Source organism: Corynebacterium sp. HMSC063A05 (genome assembly GCF_001809695.1).
Taxonomy (GTDB): domain Bacteria; phylum Actinomycetota; class Actinomycetes; order Mycobacteriales; family Mycobacteriaceae; genus Corynebacterium; species Corynebacterium amycolatum.
The window spans coordinates 54,988-71,666 of sequence record NZ_KV798511.1 but is presented as its reverse complement, the minus strand read 5'-3'; the positions used below and the strand labels follow the sequence as shown (position 1 = coordinate 71,666).

At 59.5% G+C, this 16,679-nt stretch carries 15 protein-coding genes and 1 riboswitch; of the genes, 7 read left to right on the top strand and 8 right to left on the bottom strand.

The window, feature by feature from the left end; genetic code table 11:
- Positions 1-137 precede the first annotated feature (137 nt).
- The 3 genes from HMPREF2651_RS10525 to HMPREF2651_RS10515 form a co-directional block, all read right to left on the bottom strand.
- Positions 138-1,067: an alpha/beta fold hydrolase gene (locus tag HMPREF2651_RS10525; RefSeq protein WP_048733074.1), complete on the bottom strand. Its 930-nt coding sequence runs from the start codon at positions 1,065-1,067 to the stop codon at positions 138-140.
- 197 nt (positions 1,068-1,264) lie between these two features.
- Positions 1,265-2,695: an adenylosuccinate lyase gene (gene purB / locus HMPREF2651_RS10520; protein ID WP_049180877.1), complete on the bottom strand. Its 1,431-nt coding sequence runs from the start codon at positions 2,693-2,695 to the stop codon at positions 1,265-1,267.
- 34 nt (positions 2,696-2,729) lie between these two features.
- Positions 2,730-3,179 carry a MarR family winged helix-turn-helix transcriptional regulator gene (locus HMPREF2651_RS10515; RefSeq protein ID WP_049180878.1) on the bottom strand — a complete coding sequence of 150 codons (450 nt, stop codon included), beginning with the start codon at positions 3,177-3,179 and terminating at the stop codon, positions 2,730-2,732.
- Between the two features lie 259 nt (positions 3,180-3,438).
- Between HMPREF2651_RS10515 and HMPREF2651_RS10510 the strand changes: the two genes are divergently transcribed.
- The 5 genes from HMPREF2651_RS10510 to HMPREF2651_RS10490 all read left to right on the top strand — a co-directional run bounded on the left by HMPREF2651_RS10510 (position 3,439) and on the right by HMPREF2651_RS10490 (position 8,190).
- Positions 3,439-4,725: an MFS transporter gene (locus HMPREF2651_RS10510; protein ID WP_038626521.1), complete on the top strand. Its 1,287-nt coding sequence runs from the start codon at positions 3,439-3,441 to the stop codon at positions 4,723-4,725.
- 135 nt (positions 4,726-4,860) lie between these two features.
- Positions 4,861-5,589, top strand: a complete 729-nt coding sequence (locus tag HMPREF2651_RS10505; RefSeq protein ID WP_049180879.1) for an amino acid ABC transporter ATP-binding protein — start codon at positions 4,861-4,863, stop codon at positions 5,587-5,589.
- A gap of 15 nt (positions 5,590-5,604) precedes the next feature.
- A complete protein-coding gene (locus tag HMPREF2651_RS10500) occupies positions 5,605-6,546 on the top strand; it encodes a glutamate ABC transporter substrate-binding protein (RefSeq protein WP_038626524.1) in 942 nt (313 codons plus the stop codon).
- A gap of 19 nt (positions 6,547-6,565) precedes the next feature.
- On the top strand, positions 6,566-7,252 hold the full coding sequence (locus HMPREF2651_RS10495) for an amino acid ABC transporter permease (RefSeq protein ID WP_038626526.1): 687 nt from the start codon (positions 6,566-6,568) through the stop codon (positions 7,250-7,252).
- Positions 7,252-8,190 carry an amino acid ABC transporter permease gene (locus tag HMPREF2651_RS10490; protein ID WP_049180895.1) on the top strand — a complete coding sequence of 313 codons (939 nt, stop codon included), beginning with the start codon at positions 7,252-7,254 and terminating at the stop codon, positions 8,188-8,190. The genes HMPREF2651_RS10495 and HMPREF2651_RS10490 overlap by 1 nt, the downstream gene beginning before the upstream one ends.
- 215 nt (positions 8,191-8,405) lie before the next feature.
- On the opposite strand, the gene HMPREF2651_RS10485 is transcribed toward HMPREF2651_RS10490, so the two are convergent.
- Entirely contained in the window at positions 8,406-10,217 is a 1,812-nt protein-coding gene (locus HMPREF2651_RS10485) for a BCCT family transporter (RefSeq protein WP_049180880.1), read from the bottom strand.
- A gap of 208 nt (positions 10,218-10,425) precedes the next feature.
- On the opposite strand from HMPREF2651_RS10485, the gene HMPREF2651_RS10480 reads away from it, so the two are divergent.
- Entirely contained in the window at positions 10,426-12,012 is a 1,587-nt protein-coding gene (locus HMPREF2651_RS10480) for an alkaline phosphatase D family protein (RefSeq protein ID WP_049180881.1), read from the top strand.
- Positions 12,013-12,048: 36 nt separating this feature from the next.
- Here the strand turns inward: HMPREF2651_RS10480 and HMPREF2651_RS10475 are convergent, their stop codons facing one another.
- From HMPREF2651_RS10475 to thiO, 4 genes are read right to left on the bottom strand one after another with little or no spacing between them, the layout of a single operon-like run.
- Positions 12,049-13,251, bottom strand: coding sequence for a ThiF family adenylyltransferase (locus tag HMPREF2651_RS10475; RefSeq protein WP_070586058.1), 1,203 nt, complete (start codon positions 13,249-13,251; stop codon positions 12,049-12,051).
- On the bottom strand, positions 13,251-14,096 hold the full coding sequence (locus tag HMPREF2651_RS10470) for a thiazole synthase (protein ID WP_049180896.1): 846 nt from the start codon (positions 14,094-14,096) through the stop codon (positions 13,251-13,253). Before HMPREF2651_RS10470 ends, HMPREF2651_RS10475 begins: the two co-directional genes overlap by 1 nt.
- Positions 14,097-14,125: 29 nt before the next feature.
- Positions 14,126-14,359, bottom strand: a complete 234-nt coding sequence (gene thiS / locus HMPREF2651_RS10465) for a sulfur carrier protein ThiS (protein WP_038626535.1) — start codon at positions 14,357-14,359, stop codon at positions 14,126-14,128.
- 13 nt (positions 14,360-14,372) lie between these two features.
- Positions 14,373-15,536 carry a glycine oxidase ThiO gene (gene thiO, locus HMPREF2651_RS10460; protein WP_065422972.1) on the bottom strand — a complete coding sequence of 388 codons (1,164 nt, stop codon included), beginning with the start codon at positions 15,534-15,536 and terminating at the stop codon, positions 14,373-14,375.
- Between the two features lie 7 nt (positions 15,537-15,543).
- Positions 15,544-15,666, bottom strand: a riboswitch (TPP riboswitch).
- Between the two features lie 70 nt (positions 15,667-15,736).
- Between thiO and HMPREF2651_RS10455 the strand changes: the two genes are divergently transcribed.
- Positions 15,737-16,495, top strand: a complete 759-nt coding sequence (locus HMPREF2651_RS10455; protein ID WP_038626537.1) for a thiamine phosphate synthase — start codon at positions 15,737-15,739, stop codon at positions 16,493-16,495.
- The last annotated feature ends 184 nt before the right edge of the window (positions 16,496-16,679 follow it).

The window sequence follows — 16,679 nt, the reverse complement described above, 5'->3', positions numbered from 1 at the left end:
TAACTCAGATCCCCCGCCGTCGCTGACATCAACACAGTCAGTAACTCGCATTGAGGTAAGTATCGAAGGCGCCCACCCGCCGACGCGCCGGTCGACACGCCGAGCGGACACACTTTTCGCCTATTAACCAGCTCCCCTTAGCGGGACTCCAACCACGCCAAAATGTCGGCGTAGACCTCTTCCTTATTCAACTCGTTGAGAATCTCATGGCGACCATCCGGGTAGACCTTAAAGCGCACGTCCTTCTTCCCCGCGTTCAGGTATTTGCCCACGACCTCAGTCACACAGGCAGCGCCACCCGCCGGATCAACGGCACCGGAAACCACGAAAAGTGGCAGATCATCAGGCGCTTTCTCATAGGCTTCAGACGAATTCGCGTAGTGCGTGCCGACGAGAAGGTCACGGAAAAAGGCATTGGTGGGAACGAAACCACACTTGTCGTCCGCAATATAAGCATCGACAATCTTGTGGTCGCGGGTGAGCCAATCAAACTTAGTGCGGCGCTCAAAGCCCTTGTTGTAATCAGCAAAGGTGAGGGTGTTGAGCAGCTTGCCCGGCGCGGTAGGACGAATCTTAGCCAGCAGGTTTGCAACCTTCATTCCCGCATCGCCCTTAGCTCCTGGCCACGACACGGTGCCCATGATAATGACGCCGGTAAGCCCCTCGCCGTACTTGGCGATGTAGTTACGAGTCAGAAGTGACCCCATAGAGTGGCCGAGAATATAGTGCTTGCTGCCTGGGAATTCTGCATCAACGTACTGGCGCACTGCGTGGAGGTCTTCGAGAATTAGATTCCAGCCACCATAGTCAGCGAAGTAGCCCGGGATGCCAGCATCCGTCTTGGTCATACCGTGGCCGCGATGGTCGTGCGCGACGACGGCATAGCCCTGGGATACGAGGTATTCGGCGAATTTAGCGTAGCGGTTGGCGTACTCGACCATGCCGTGGACAATCTGCACCACTCCCTTAGGAGTAATGGGCGCGCCCTTGTCATTTTCTGGGACCCAGCGCAGCACATTCAATGTGGCACCCGGGCGAGAAAGCGAAGTCCTAACAGCCGATGTCACGTCGGGCACCTTTCGCGTAGAGGTTTCGATACTTATCGCTCATCGTACCGAGGAACTTGGCTGCTCACTGGTGGTTTCGCCAACAAACGAAGAAAAACTCTGCCATCAACGTGACAGAGTTTTTCAAAGGTACTTACGTTTGCGCGTTTCGCGTTTCACGTTTCACGTTTCGCGATTCGCGCGTGACGCACGTGAAGCTACAGAATCTCGCCCGGCTTGTAAGCCGCGGCCTCTGGGTACTTGTCCACGACGGTCTGCACACGCGCAACTACGCGGTCAACCTGAGATTCTGCGGCACCGATGAACGCGTGGCGGTCTGCCAGAGCGTCGGCAAGCCCTGCGGCATCCAGCGGGAAGCGCTCATCTGCAGCGAGACGTTCGGTGAGATTCTGCTCGGCGCCCTTTTCGCGCATATCCAATGCGGTGGCGACGGCGTGCTCCTTGATAATCTCGTGAGCTTCCTCGCGGCCCATACCAGCGCGGACAGCTGCCATGAGGATCTTGGTGGAGGCGAGGAACGGTAGGTAGCGCTCCAGCTCACGGTCAATCATGGCCGGGAATGCACCGAACTCGGACAGGACGGTGAGGAAGGTTTCAAACATGCCGTCCATGGCGAAGAAGGCATCCGGCAGCGCAACGCGGCGGACCACGGAGCAGGAAACGTCGCCTTCGTTCCACTGAGTACCGGCGTATTCGGAGAGCATGGTCATGTAGCCACGCAGAATGACCTGGAAACCGTGGACGCGCTCACAGGAGCGGGCATTCATCTTATGCGGCATGGCGGATGAGCCGACCTGGCCTTCCTTGAAGCCCTCGGTGACGGTCTCATTGCCGGCCATCAGGCGGATGGTGGTGGCCAGCGATGCCGGCCCTGCACCGAGCTCGACCAGCGCGGACAGAGCGTCGAAGTCGAGGGTGCGCGGGTAAACCTGTCCGACGGAGTCAAAGACGCGGTCGAAGCCGAGGCCTGCAGCGATTTCGTTTTCCAGGGAGGCCAGTGCGGACTCGTCACCGTCAAGCAGATCCAGCATGTCCTGGGCGGTGCCCATCGGGCCCTTGATGCCGCGCAGCGGGTAGCGGGAGATCAGGTCTTCTACGCGCTCGATACCCAGCAGCATCTCGTCCGCAGCGGAGGCGAAGCGCTTGCCCAGAGTAGTTGCCTGCGCGGCGACGTTGTGGGAACGACCCGCCATGACCAGCGACTGGTACTCCGCGGCCTTCTCGGCGGTGCGAGCAGCAACAGCGACAGCCTTGTCACGCACAACCTTCAACGACTCCAGTACCTGCAGCTGCTCGACGTTTTCAGTCAGGTCACGCGAGGTCATTCCCTTGTGAATGTGCTCGGTGCCAGCCAGTTCACAGAACTCTTCAATGCGGGCCTTCACATCGTGGCGAGTAATACGCTCACGGGCGGCAATGGAGTCGAGGTCAACCTGGTCGATAACCTTCTCATACGCCTCGATAGTGCCCTCCGGAACCTCAATTCCGCGGGCGACCTGGGCCTTCAAAACTGCAATCCAGAGCTTGCGCTCGAGGATGATCTTGTACTCAGGGCTCCACAACTCCGCCAGAGTCGCAGAGGTGTATCGGTTAGCAAGGACGTTTGCAATCTTCTTTTTCTCAGCCACGCCCTCAAGTATTCCATGACCACGGCATCCGCGGTTATCTAGGCCATGGATGACCACGCATTTCTTCCACGCCTTCGTTGAATTTGCGCATCAATCGCACGAACTCCGCGAGCTCCGAGTCCTCCCAGTCATGCGTAATGTCATCGACGGTTTTCTTACGCGCCTCGATTTCCCGGTGCAGCAGCTCTAGCCCCTTGTCGGTCGCGCTATGTACCTTCGCGCTTGACGACGGCGCGGGTCTCTTCGCGATATACCCCTGCCGCATGGCGGCGGCCAGCTGGCGGTGCACCGTAGAAATGTCCAGCCCCAGCGCATCGGAAAGCTCGGCGACTGTCATATCCGGCTGCGCTTCCAGTCGTGCCAGTAGTGCTGCGGCGGAGCGATCCAACAGGATGTCCTTGCGATGTGGTCGGTAGCCACTGGAGCTCACCCGGGATAGCAGCATGTTCTCGTAAACGAGCGCGGCTAGGTCGTCGTTTCGCACGATGGCAGTCAATCCTCTTGTCGCCTATTTGTCGGCCCTTTAATGAGCCTGTGAGATGTATCTGTTTGCTGAACAGCTCCTATTCTAGCGCGCCGCGGATGGGGTTAAGGCCGAAAAAGTGCGTTTGCATCATACAAACCAATTGTTATAATTCGACCCCTAACTGCATTTTTGCACGATACAAATGCCGGGAAGCAGTTTTGCCACAGCACTAATTCCACGATCGTTTTCAAACGGGAAAAGAGACCGTATTTTCAGCATGACAACGCATACGACCACGCAGAACAGGCGCAGACAGAACGAGCAGGACGAGCAGCACGGGCAAGACAAGCTCTTCTCCCCCGCGTTCATCATCAGCTGGCTGATTAACTTCAGCATGTACCTGGTGTTCTACCTTTCAATCACAGTCATGGCGCTCTACGCCGTCCAGCGCTTCTCCGCCTCAGATGCCGCCGGTGGCTTCGCTGCCAGTTCTTTCGTGGTCGGCGCCACCATCGCGCGTCTCTTTTCCGGCTACTTGGTGGACACCTTCGGTGGTCGCAGAATCATGCTTGGCTCGCTCGCTGTCATCGTGGCAGCCTGTGCCGCCTACATTTGGGCCGCATCCCTGCCGGTCCTGATTGCAATCCGCATCATCCACGGCCTGACCTACGCATTAGCTTCCACCGCCGTGATGGCCGCCGCCCAGACCGCTATTCCGGCTTCGCGCCGCGCAGAGGGAACTGGCTACATCTCGCTCGGCACCACCCTGGCCACCGCGATTGGCCCAGCTCTCGGCCTAGCCCTTATTGGCTCGGTCGGCTACAGCGTCCTCTTTGCCACAGCCCTCGGCCTGTCCATTGTCGGACTGGTGCTGGCACTCGTTCTGCCACAACACAACGGGCCCGCCACTGCGGAAACCAAGGCCGAGGCCACCGAGGATTCGTCGGCAAGCGAGACGAAGCGCACATTTTCCTTCGATGACATCATGACGCCGAGAGTGGTGCCAATTGGCCTGTTCATGCTGCTCATCGGCCTGGCGTATGCGGGCGTGATTACGTTTTTGAACCGATACTCGCAGCTGGGCGGCCTGACTAGGGGCGCCAGCTTCTTCTTCATCGCCTATGCGGTGGCGATGATGGCAGCACGCTTCTCGCTGGGACGCCTACAGGATCGCCGCGGCGACAACCCGGTAATTGCCATCGGCCTGGTGTGCTTCACCATCTCACTGCTTGTTCTGGCTTTCGCAACCGCTGACTGGCACGTCATCGCCGCTGGCGCGCTCTGCGGCCTGGGCTACGGCACGCTGATGCCGGCGTGCCAGACCATCTCCGTGCACCTGGCGCCGGCGCACAAGTTGGGCACGGGTATCTCGACGCTGCTCTTACTTGTCGACGCAGGCATCGGCCTCGGCCCAATCGTGTTGGGCTCGGTAGCTGCCACGATTGGCTTCGACAAGATGTACGCAGGCCTGGCGGCTGTGGTGGTTCTCGCGGCCGTTTTCTACTGGTTCGTACATGGCCGCAAGCCTGTTGCGCAGCGCCATCACGTAAATATTCAGAACTAACTGGTGTGCAGTCACTATTAATTGGCGTGCAGTCACTTTTCACAGGTGAATATCGGACAAGGAACACCGGTAACTGTTATGTGTGGTGCATCACCTATACTTTCCCCCATGACTGAATCATCCACACCACAGAGCATGATTTCGATTGCCGGGGTGAACAAGTACTACGGCGACTACCACGCTTTGCGTGATATCAACCTGGAAATCCCAGCTGGTCAGGTCGTAGTCATCCTCGGCCCCTCCGGCTCCGGTAAGTCCACACTGTGTCGAACCATCAACCGCCTGGAAACCATCGACAGTGGCGAAATTCGCATCAACGGCAAGCTTCTTCCCGAAGAGGGCAAGGAACTCACCCGCCTGCGCGCTGAGGTTGGCATGGTCTTCCAGCAGTTCAACCTCTTCAGCCACATGACCATTCGGGACAACGTCACGCTGGCCCCGCTGAAGGTCCGCAAGATCTCCAAAGCCGAGGCCCGCGAGCGTGCGGACAAGCTGCTCGCCCGTGTCGGCATTGCGGAACAGTCCGACAAGTACCCGGCACAGCTCTCCGGCGGCCAGCAGCAGCGCGTCGCCATCGCCCGCGCCCTGGCCATGGACCCGAAGGTCATGCTTTTCGACGAGCCCACCTCCGCGCTCGACCCAGAAATGATTAACGAGGTCCTCGATGTCATGACCGACCTGGCCAAGGGCGGCATGACCATGGTCTGCGTCACCCACGAGATGAGCTTCGCCCGCCGCGTGGCCGACCGCATCCTGTTCATGGCCGAGGGGTCCATTGTCGAAGACACCGACCCGGAGACCTTCTTCACCAACCCGCAGAGCGATCGCGCCAAGGACTTCTTGGCCAAGATCGTCGGGCACTAGGCGGGGCTGGTCACCATGAAGCTTTCACTATTACGAGGAGGCCGGGGACTCAGTCGCAACCAGAGCCGCCGAGGCGTCGTCGGCAAGCGAGTTGCAGCGGCTGTCGTAGCTGTTGCCACGACAATGAGCCTCGTGGCTTGCGGTAGCGGCGGGCCCCGAAACCTGCTGGCCGATATCGAGGCCGGGCACGTGACGTTGGGCACGAAGTTTGACCAGCCGGGTCTCGGTGAGCGCACCCCGGATCGCGATTTCGCGGGCGTCGACACAGATGTCTCCCGCTACGTCATCGAGTACATCGCCAACAAGAACGGTTGGAATGTGCCCGAGATGGAGTGGCGCGAGACCCCGTCCGCTCAGCGCGAGACGCTAATTAACAACGGCGAGGTCAACATGATTGCCGCCACCTACTCCATCAACGCTGGCCGCCTGGCTGCCGTCGACTTCGCCGGCCCGTACCTGGTCACGCACCAGGCACTGTTGGTGCGCGGTTCCGAGGGCATCCAGGGGCTTGACGACGTCGCCCCGGGCACTCGCCTGTGTTCTGTTTCCGGTTCCACCCCAGCACAGAAGGTCAAGGACGCTCTGCCGGAGGTGCAGCTGCAGGAGTTCGATACCTACGCCGCATGCGCCGAAGGTGTGAAGCAGGGAGTCGTCGATGCCCTGACCACCGATGCGACCATTCTCGCGGGCTTCGCCCAGCGCTACAAGAAACGCTTCGGCGATGACTTCCGTGTGGTTGAGCTGCGTAACCCCGATGGCTCCTACTGGACCAACGAGTACTACGGCATCGGCCTACCCAAGGGCGATGATGCCAGCCGTGAGGCCATCAACGAGGCGCTGGAGTCGCTGTACGACACCGGTGAACTTCAGAAGATTGTCAAGAAGCACTTGGGCGACAAGTTCGAGCTCGACGAAAAGCCAGCAATCGGCGATTTGTCGTTCGTAGAGAAGAAGTAGGAAGGGGTGCGAGCAAACAATGAATCCAGAACTATGGAGTGAAATGGGGCCGGAACTGCTGCCGGCTTTCTGGGTGACCATCAAACTGACGATTGCCTCGGCAATTGGTTCCCTGATCTTTGGCACGCTTCTCACCGCCATGCGTGTGAGCCCCGTGGGAATCCTGCGTACCCTGTCGACCTGGTACATCAACATCGTCCGCAATACGCCGCTGACGTTGATTGTCCTGCTGGCCTCGATGGGCCTCTACTACAACTTGGGCCTGCTGCTGGCTGCGGAGAATGACTCCTTTATTGTCAAGCAGAACTTCCGCCTGGCGGTGCTGGCTTTTGTTGCCTACACCTCGTGCTTTGTCGCGGAGTCCCTGCGTGCCGGTATTAATACTGTGCCATTCGGGCAGGCCGAAGCCGCCCGCTCCCTGGGGCTAAGCTTCGGCCAGAGCTTCCGCCACATCATCTTCCCGCAGGCATTCCGCGGCGCTATCGTGCCGCTCGGCAATACCCTGATTGCACTGACGAAGAACACCACGATTGCTTCGGTCATCGGTGTGGCTGAAGCGTCGCTGCTGATGAAGACCATGACCGAAAACTACGCCAGCGATATCCTGATTATCTTCGGCATCATCGCTGTCGGCTTTATTATTCTGACTCTGCCGACCGGTCTGTTCTTCGGCTGGGCTGGCAAGCGATGGGCGGTGAAGCGCTAATGGCTACTCGCGCAACAGTTCTTTACGACGCGCCAGGCCCCAAGGCTCAGCGCTTCAACCGAATTCTCACCTGGATCGTGGCCGCAATCACCGTTGCGATCCTCGCCTGGGTGGGAATGAAACTGGCCGACAAGGGCCAGTTCGAGGCCAATAAGTGGTCGTTCTTCCTCGAATCCACAACCTGGACCACATACATACTGCCCGGCCTGGTCAGCACCATTGTCGCGGCTGTCGCCTCTATTATTCTGTCGCTGGTGATTGGCGCTCTCCTGGGCGTCGGCAGGCTGAACCCAATCGCACCCGTGCGCTGGCTGTGCTCGGTGATTGTCGAGTTTTTCCGCGCCATCCCGGTGCTGGTGCTCATGCTGTTTGCCTACTCGGTGTTCGCCATCTGGCAGCTGTTCCCGTCGAATTACCTCGGCTTTGCCGCTGTTGTGTTTGGTCTGACCATGTACAACGGATCTGTGATTGGCGAGACCCTGCGCTCCGGCATCGAGTCGCTGCCGAAGGGCCAGCGAGAAGCCGCGATTGCGCTGGGTCTCTCCCACCGCCAGACGATGGTCACCATTTTGCTGCCGCAGGCAGTCGCCGCAATGCTGCCGGCGATTATCTCGCAGATGGTCATTGCGCTGAAGGACTCCGCGCTGGGTTACATGATTGGCTACGTCGAGGTTGTCCGCTCTGGTCGCCAGCTTGGCGAGTACTACGGCGCCATGATTCCATCGCTGGTCGTCGTGGCAATCATTCTCATCGCCATCAACTTCGGCCTGGCCAACCTTGCCGAGCGCATCGAAAGCCAGCTCCGCGCCGGCCGCGCCCGCCGCAACATCATTGCCAAGGTTCCGCATCAACGCGACGTGGGTGTCACCACTAAGGATGAAACCAATGTCGACTGGCACGCCGAAGGCCACCGAGATCTGCGTGGCACTCACGAGTAAAGCTCGCCGCATTACCCACGCACCCACATTCGCTTTACGACGAACACAGCGACGCCGCCCATGGAAACTACTTTTGGTTTCCGTCGGGCGGCGTTTTCGTAGTTGGCCTCGCCTTCGCTCCTATCGATGAGCTACTCACTGATGGACAGGCTCCGGTGCATCTATAGGTGAATAGCGTGGCCACAAGTGCCGGGCACTACTGCGACCGTGCTCTACTACGACTCAGACTTGGTCCCCGACTCCTCTGGCTCCTCCGATTCCGACTTTTCGCCAGACTCAAACTCACCTTCAACGACCACATCGGACTGAATAACCAGGCGTCCCTCGTCATCGTGGGTGTACTCAAAGCGTGGTAGCTCATTGCCCTCTTCGTCGTAGCCCGGTGCGGGTGCGGCTTCGTGCTTCTCCAACTTCTCTGGAGTGTCGGTCTTGCTCCACTGTCGCGTGACTGGCTTGCGCACGGCCATGTGGTCATCACTCATGCCCTTGACCAGGGAGTACATCATGATGAAGTGGAGGAAGAAGAACGGCACACCAATGACAATCACCGCGGATTGCAGCGCTTCCAGTGCAGTTTCACCAGAAATCAGCAGCAGAGAAGCTGCCACAGCACCGATCATGATGCCCCACAGCACGCGGTAAAAGGTCGGGGCCTTGTTTTCTTCACCGGTGGACATCATGTCCATTACCATCGCAGCGGAGTCGATGGAGGTGACGAAGAAGATCATGATCACAAAGAGCGCAAATACGCTGACAAGCGTTGCCAGCGGGTACTGCTCCAGGAGGATAAAGAGTGCCGGCGAGGGATCTCCGCCTTCGACAACTGGTTTGGTCAGAATACCCGGATTCTCATTTTCCAATTCAAAGCCTGCACGCCCGAAGATGGAGAACCACATAATTGACACGATTGTCGGCAGTGCAATCACACCGGCGATGAACTGACGTACTGTACGGCCACGAGAAATACGGGCGACGAACATGCCCACAAATGGCGACCAGCAGATTGTCCAGGCCCAGTAGAAGACCGTCCAGGCACCCTGCTTCCAATTCGGGTTGACGTCGTAGGAGTCAGTCCAGAACATGACGCGTGGCAACGCATCCAAGTAGACACCTGTCGTGTCGACAGTCTGGCGCAGCAACGTCAAAGTCGGGCCCATCAGCAGCACGAAGACCATCAACCCCATGGCGGCCCAAATATTGGCATTGGACAGCAACTTGATGCCCTTGTCCAAACCACGTGCCACAGAGATCGAGGCAATCACAATAATGATGGCAATCAGAATGAGCTGCACCATCGAGTTTTCCGGGGTACCGATTACACGAGCAGCACCGGAGTTAATCTGCAGCGCACCCATGCCAACCGATACCGCGATACCGACGACCGTACCGATGATGGCAACGGCGTCGATAAGCTTGCCCGGCCATGAGTAGATGCGGGCACCGAGCAGCGGCGCGAAAATCGAGGAGACGCGTGGCGGCAGATGGCGCTTGTAAATGAAGTATCCCAGTGCGAGCCCCGGAAGCGCCATGATGACCCACATGTGAATACCCAGGTGGTAGATGGTAAATGCCATCGCAGTGTTCTGAGCTTCGCGGGTCATCGGCTCTTGACCGAACGGCGGGTTGTAGGCGTGGTTGAGTGGTTCAGCCACACCCCAGAACATCAGCATGGAGCCAGTACCACCGGCGAAGAGCATGCCGAACCACTCAGCGATGCTGTATTCGGGCTCTTCGTCGTCATCGCCAAGCTGAATGCGTCCGTAGCGGGACACGAACAAGCCGATGAGGAAGATAAAGCTCGCAGAAACACCACCGATGAACAGCCAGCCCAGGTTAGATGTAACCCATTCGGAAGCGGCCGAGTAGGCACCCCGAGCTGTGTCCCCCAGCACAACGGTCACTGCCACAAAGAGGACAATGAAACCTATCGCTGTCGTGAAGATCAACGGGTCGGTCGGCAGGTTCTTAAGAAAACCGCCCGACTTCTTTTCTTGCTTGTTTACTTGTGGCGTTGTTGTAGATCCCATTGTCGGGGTCGGCGCCTTTCACTTCTAGATTGTCTGTCTTTAAAAGACAGCTCGGAAGGCACATTCCTCCCAAGTCGGTTATCTACGTTACAAAAAGAAGCCCAGTCATTCTCAATAACCGGGTCTTTGTACTGCAATTGCGACTTTTCCCTTCGAGTTCACGCCGGTTTAACCGAACATCAAAGTGGAAAACCTAAAGTTCGACTCCATGCAGCTTTCCCGTCGTAGCGCTCTACGTTTAGGCGCATCCACCGCACTTGCTACTTCAGTCACGCTCGCTCATGCCTCTGGAGCTGCCGCTTCAGTTACACCGGGTTCGCCGTCACTGGCCTCCCCAGGGCTATTGCGTTCTCGGCCACAGCTCACTCACGGCGTTGCAAGTGGCGATATCCGCGGCGACGGCGCATTAATTTGGGCTCGCTCAGACCGCCCCGCCCACATGGTTGTTGAAACTGCTGCGACAGAGAGCTTCCAGAATGCCAAGGTATTCCGCAGCAACTCTCTGTTAACTCCGGACACGGACGGCACCGGACGTCTACGTGTCGTCGGTCTCGAGCCGGGACAGGAAATCTTTTACCGCGTCACGCTCGAAGAGGCAGATACTGGAATCTGCTCTGATCCCGTTATCGGCACCTTCCGTACTGCCCCCAACCGCGCATCCAACATCCGCCTGCACTGGTCCGGCGATGTCGCAGGACAGGGTTGGGGAATTAACGACGAGATCGGTGGCTACACCGGTTTTTCCACCATGCTGGAGCGCAATCCAGACCTATTCATTCACTCAGGCGACACCTGCTACGCCGACGGTCCGCTGGAGGAATCCGTCACGCTTTCCGACGGCACTGTGTGGCACAACCATGTCACTCCGGCCAAATCCAAAGTTGCTGAAACCCTCGAGGATTATCGCGGCCAGTACTCCTACAACCTCATGGACAAGAACTACTTGGCCTTCAATGCGCAGGTTCCGCAGCTGGTCCAGTGGGATGACCACGAAACAGTCAACAACTGGTACCCCAACGAAGTCCTAGACGATGATCGCTATACCGAGCGCGATGTCAACACCCTGGCCAAGCGCGCCTACCAGGCTTTCCATGAGTGGCAGCCACTTGATCAGCAAATGGCTGTTGATGGGCGCGTATACCGCAAGGTTTCCTACGGCCCTTTGCTAGACATCTTCATCCTGGATATGCGCAGCTACAAGGGAGAAAACACTTCCAATAATCCGCGCTCGACAACCGAAGAACCAATCCTTGGCGAAAAGCAGACAAACTGGTTAATCGACTCCCTCAAGGACTCCCGCGCGACGTGGAAGATTGTTGCTAATGACCTACCGCTTGGAATCATCGTCCCCGACGGCGACGATGGTGACCAAGAAAGCGTATCCAATGGTGTCGCCGGTGCGCCTGCAGGCCGTGAACGTGAAATCGCCCGTCTGCTCAGCGCCATTAAGGATGTTTCAAATATCGTTTGGCTCACCGCCGATGTGCACTACACCGCGGCTCACCACTACAGCCCGGAGCGCGCACAGTTCACTGACTTCGCACCCTTCTGGGAATTCGTCTCCGGTCCTCTCCACGCAGGCGCTTTCGGCCCCAACGAAATGGATCCGACCTTCGGGCCGAAGGTGGAGTACGTCCACGCACCGGGTAAGGACAATGCCAACGCCGACCCCACACAGGATTTCCAACACTTCGGCGAAGTCGATATCGACGGCGACTCACGCGAGATGACTGTCCGTCTGCTCACCACCCGCGGCACCGAATTGTGGTCGACAACGCTGCAGCCGCAGGCGTAGGCAAGCTGTTCAACAGAGCGTGGCGGCAGCTACTAATTAGTGCGTTCCGCCACGCTTCACGACGGTCTCCTGCCCCGCCGCCTGCCAGGCCACAATGCCCCCGTCCAGGTTAATGAGCTCCGGCGTGACACCATCAGCCTCGGTATCGCTGGCCAGCAGCTCAATCGCCTGTTGCGAGCGGGCCCCCGAGTGGCAGTGAATGAGAACTCCCTCTGCCCCAGTTGCGACACCGTCAGCCTGCGCAAGTGCCTCATTCACAGCAGCCCACCCACGGCTGCGAATGTCACCGAGTGGCACAAGCACAGATCCGGCAATGGCGACCTCCGCGTGCTCATCGGGTTCACGTACATCGATGAGAGGCACTCCCCTGGCAAGAAGCTCGTGCGCCATGTTGGGACCGATGCTGCGCACGCTCTGCGCCGGGTCCTCTTCATCCTCGGACCACGATGCTGCGCACACCTGCGCAATTTCGGTCATGTCGGAAACGGGTTCGCGCTCCGGGTCGGCTGCAAAGGACAGTGTGCGGGTGGTTGCCTCCAGGGCGTCGATAAGCACGAGCTTGCCAACGCCGACCTTGCCAACACCAGTGAGCACCTTGATTGCTTCGACGACCATCATCGAGCCAATCTGTCCGACCATTGCGCCGAGGACACCACCTGCGGCGCACGACGGTACGGAGCCGGGGTCGGGAATGTCGGGGTAGAGATCGCGAAGCATGGGGCCGTGGCCTGGCCAGAAGACGGACAGCTGCCCGGCGAACTGCAGAATCGTAGCCCAGACCAGCGGTGTTCCGGTCAGCTCCGCAGCATCGGAGGACAGGTAGCGCGTGGCGAAATTGTCCGCGCCGTCGAGCACTACATCGTGAGCGGCGAAGAGCTCCTCGGCATTGTCGACGCTCAACCTGCCGACAATTGCGGTCACCGATGCCTCGGAGTCGAGGCGCCGCACGGCATCGGCGGCGGATTCGGCCTTCGGGCGACCAATGTCAGACTCGCGGTGAATGACCTGGCGCTGCAAGTTGGACTCGTCGACTACGTCATCGTCAATAATGGTGATGTGTCCGACCCCTGCACCGGCCAGGTACAACAACGCGGGCGATCCCAGGCCACCAGCGCCGATAACGAGGACGCGGGAAGCTCGCAAAGTTCGCTGCCCCTCGGCGCCAAAGCCCGGCAGTGTTAGATGCCGCGCGTACCGACGCAGGTCACGATCCGATAGATTGACCCCCTGCTCAGCCATTACAGCGAATCCTGCTCGCGTGCGCCGCTGACGCGCTCGGTGATGATTCCCTCAAACGACGAGCTCGCCTGAGCCAGTCGACGCCGTGGAATGCGACCGGACTCGCGAGCAGTCAGACCCGCCTCAACGCCGAAGCGCATCGCCGTGGCCATTCCCACCGGATCATGCGCACGTGTCACGGCGGATGCCAGCAGCACCGCATCGCAGCCCAGCTCCATTGCCTGCGCTGCCTCGGAGGCGGTGCCGATGCCCGCGTCCAGGATGATGGGCACATTCGCGCGGTCAACAATCAGCTCGATGTTGTGTGGGTTGAGAATTCCCAGGCCAGTGCCAATCGGAGAGCCCGCCGGCATGACCGCCGCACAGCCCAGATCCTCCAGGCGCTTGGCCAGCGCCGGATCGTCATTGGTGTAAGCGAAAACCACGAAGTCGTCAGCCACCAGCTGCTCCGCTGCCGCAACTAGTTCAACTGGATCCGGCAGCAGAGTGTCCTCGTCGGCGATGACCTCGAGCTTCAGCAGGTTGGTCTCCAGCGCCTCGCGGGCCAACTGCGCAGTCAACACCGCGTCACGAGCGGTATAGCACCCCGCGGTATTCGGCAGCGCCGCGATATTGTTGCGCTGCAAAATCTCAAAAACGTTCTGCTTCGTGCCGGGCGTAAAGCGGCGCATCGCCACCGTAGTCAGCTCGGTGCCCGAAGCCACCAGCGCGCGCTCCAGCGTATCCATACTGGTCGCACCGCCAGTTCCCATAATCAGACGGGAGTTCAATTCCAGCCCGCCAATGCGCAGCGGTTCCCGTGTAAGTTCGCTCGTCGACCCGGCTTCGTTTTCCTGTGCGGACATATTTGCCTGTGCGGACTTCTCAGTCATCTCTAGCCTCCCTGAACTGCTGTCACGATGTCGATTGCACCTGCCACGGGCGTGGTCGCCCACTTGGCACGCGGAATCACCGCACCATCCACGGCTACTGCAATCCCCAGGCGGGTACCGTCCGCGGCGGTGCCGTCGTCGTTAAGCGCGTGCCCTGTGTGCTTTGCGACGAGATCTGCGACCATCTCCCCCGCAGCCGGTGTGTAGCCTTCGCCATTGAGTGTTGTGGTGGACATAAGCGAGCCTCCTCTAGTCGCTGAAGCGGAATGGATCGACGGCGGAAAGAAGCGCCGGGTCGTTATCATTTTCTCGACCGGCGACGACATCGGCGGTGAGCTTGGAACCGATAGCCGTAAGCAGAATGCCGTGGCGGAAGTAGCCGGTGGACACGGTCAGTCCTGGAGCCACGCGGCCAATCATGGGGACATCGTCCGGGGAACCCGGCCGGGCGCGGGCGGTCATCTCGTAGATTTCGCAGTCGAGAATGCCGGGCACCAGGCGGTATGCGTCGCGGAGTAGCTGGTGGACTCCTTCGGCGGAGACACCGGTCAGGTCATCTTCACGCGAGGTAGCGCCGAGCACGACGGTGCCGTCAGCACGCGGGACGATATAAACCGGACGCCCCTGAACCACACCGCGAATAGTGCGGGTGACCAGCGGCCGCAGGCGCTCCGGTACACGCAGACGCAGCACATCCCCATAGACCGGGCGCAGTGGCAGATTCAGATTCTCCGGCAGCCCGGTGATATCGGCAGTGTTCAACCCCGCAGCCAGAACGACCTCATCGGCGAGGTAATCATTTCCGTCCGCACCGCCCAGACCGATGGCGCGGTCGGAAGCGTAGATAACCTCTTGCGCGCGGGTGCGGATGACACGGTCTCCCAGGATGGTCAGCAGTGCGTCGGCGAGCAGACGCGGATTGACCTGGTGATCTCCTGGAATATCCACCGCACCAACACAACCCGGCCCCAGTGCCGGCTCGGCCCGGCGCGCTTCGGTGGCGGTAATGCGGTTGATCTCCATACCCATGTCATGCTGCAACTCAACGAGCTCGCTAAGGGTCTGCCGGTCGGCGGCATCACCCGCACAAACAAACGTGGAATTCTCGATGTAGCCGACATCGTGGCCTGATTCCTCAGCGATGGCCTGGGCAAAGTCGCGGTAGAGCTTGCCCGACTCAACCATCAGCGGATACAGCGTCGGCTGATCCCACACGACTTCGGCCACCGGCGCCAGCATGCCAGCTGCGGCGAAAGTTGCGCCGGAAACGGGCTCGGCATCGAGGACGGTCACATCGAATCCCCGGCGAAGTAGTCTCCATGCCGTCGCCAAGCCAATAATGCCCGCACCTGCGATAACAACGCTTGACGACGTATCCCCTGTGCCACCCTCACCTATCGAGGCAGCACCCATAGCGGCAGCATTCACTGCCATTCCTCCCTCCGGCGGCATAACCCGCATCAGGTAAAAGCGGTCGGCGTTATTCGCCCTCTCAGCCAGCGGCATCTCATCGATGCCGAGTACGGCTCCCGCGGAACGTAGTACTCCCCCATCATATGACTTCCCGATGGCCGCCACTACACCGCATCCTCGACCTCGCCTAACATGGGGACATGAACGCCTCATCAGCTGCCACTCGCACAACACGACGCGCCCTGCTTGCCGATGCCCGTCTGTACCTCTGCACCGACTCGCGTGCATCCCGCGGTGATCTGCGCGAATTTCTGCACGCCTGTTACGAAGGCGGCACCGACATCATCCAGCTGCGCGACAAGAAAGTCGACACTCGCGACGAGATTGCCGCCGTGGAGATCCTCGCCGAGGTCGCCGCTGAACACGGCAAGCTCTTCGCCGTCAATGACCGCGCCGACATTGCCGCGCTGACCGGCGCAGACATTCTGCATGTGGGCCAGGAAGACCTCACGACCGAGCAGGCCCGCCAGATCGTTGGCCCCGAGGTTCTCATCGGCCGATCCAACCGAAATCTGGACATGTTCGCCGCCTCACTTGCCGACGATGGCATCGATTACGCGGTAATCGGCCCGGTGTATGCCACCCCGACGAAGCCCGACCGTCAGCCCGTCGGAGTCGAGATGGTTCATGAAGCTGCGGCACTGGTGCGGAGAGTGCGGGCACAGGGATCAGCGGAGTCCCACCAGGATTCCGTGGCCGATATTGTGCGCCCACACGACCGCGGCGCAAGTGACCCCGTCAAGCCATGGTGGGCAATTGGCGGTATCAACGCCGAGACCGCCAATGCGGTTATCGCCGCTGGTGCGGAGCGCATTGTGGTGGTTCGCGCACTGACCGAGGCAGAAAATCCGGAAGAGGCAGCTCGTGCCCTGCGCGCTGCGGTTACGAACGGTCGCTGAGTTTCGTGGGTTAAGTAGCAAAAGTGTGGGTTAATAGGCAAAAAGTGTGTCCGCTCGGCGTGTCGCTGGGTGGGCACCATGTGCTATCTAGCCCTACTTTGCCCCAATGCGAGTTAGTGACTGCGTTTATGACAAAATTGGCCCAAAAATGGCCTGAAAGCGTCATAAACTCGCACAGTTTCAC